Annotated in this window: 2 protein-coding genes; both read left to right on the top strand. The window is 68.5% G+C overall.

The window, feature by feature from the left end:
- Positions 1 to 360, top strand: a 360-nt coding sequence (locus MTR62_RS21040) for a M48 family metallopeptidase (RefSeq protein ID WP_244024621.1), incomplete at its 5' end; no start/stop codon positions are given.
- Between the two features lie 33 nt (positions 361 to 393).
- The gene (locus tag MTR62_RS21035; RefSeq protein WP_244024619.1) at positions 394 to 948 is read left to right on the top strand and encodes a hypothetical protein; all 555 of its coding nucleotides are present in this window, start codon (positions 394 to 396) and stop codon (positions 946 to 948) included.
- Positions 949 to 986: the final 38 nt, after the last annotated feature.

Below are 986 nucleotides of genomic sequence, written 5' to 3'. Positions count from 1 at the left end.
GCGCTCGCCCCGCGCGTGGCGCGCTGGCTCCAGGCCGAGGCCCGCCCCCTGCTCGCCGCCGACCTTGCCCACTATTGCGAACGCGCCGGGCAGGCGGTACCCGCGCTGGCGCTTTCGAACGCGAAGCGGCGCTGGGGCTCGTGCGCGGCCAATGGCGCGATCCGCATCAACTGGCGGCTCATCATGGCGCCCGACTTCGTGCGCCGCTCGGTCGTTGCGCACGAAGTTGCCCATCTCGTCCACTTCGACCATTCGCCCGCCTTCCACGCCTGCCTCGCCCGGATCTTCGAAGGCTCGATCGAGGACGCCAACCGCTGGCTCAAGGCGCACGGCCGCGCGCTCCATGCGCCCTTCGGCTAGCGTTTCGCCGCGATAGCGCCTAAATAGCCCGCCATGTTGTTCTCCAAACGCACCGGATACTGGAAAGACGTCAGCCCGACGGGCATGTGGGCCGAGTTTCGCTTCGTCTGGAAGCAGGCGGGCCAGCACCGCTGGCGCATTGCCGCCGTCTCGGCCGCCTGCACCTTTGCGGTGTTCTACCTGATGGCCGGGCAGGAAGCGTCCGCCCCGCATCCCCCGCCCAAGGTGACCTGGATCTCGGTCCTGCCCGAAAACCGTTCGGACAAGGAAATCCTGAAGGAAAACATCGCCAACCAGAAGGCAAAGGAAACCCTCGCGCTCGAACAGGCCAAGCGCGACGAGGAAGTCCGCAACCTCTACAAGACGATCGGGCGCTGGTCGGGAATGGACGTCGACAAGATCGCGCGCCAGGCCGACGCCGAAAACGCTGCGGCCAAGAAGCGCGAGCTGGAAAAGGTCGGCAAGCCCAAACTGCCCAAGGGCGCGGTGATCCCGACGATGCCCGAAGCCGACTCGGCCGAGGCTGCGGCGGCCGCCGCCGCCGCGGATGCCCCTGCGCCTACTCCAGCGAACACCCCGCAGCCGTGAGCGAGGATCTGCGCTGGCTGGCCGGCGCCGCCGCGCTG

Source organism: Novosphingobium organovorum (assembly GCF_022832435.1).
Taxonomy (GTDB): domain Bacteria; phylum Pseudomonadota; class Alphaproteobacteria; order Sphingomonadales; family Sphingomonadaceae; genus Novosphingobium; species Novosphingobium organovorum.
This window is presented reverse-complemented; position numbering and strand designations above follow the sequence as displayed.

Bases quoted from the DNA above. Each gene is read 5' to 3' on its own strand.
- MTR62_RS21035 (WP_244024619.1), top strand. From the start codon at position 394: ATGTTGTTCTCCAAACGCACCGGATACTGGAAAGACGTCAGCCCGACG.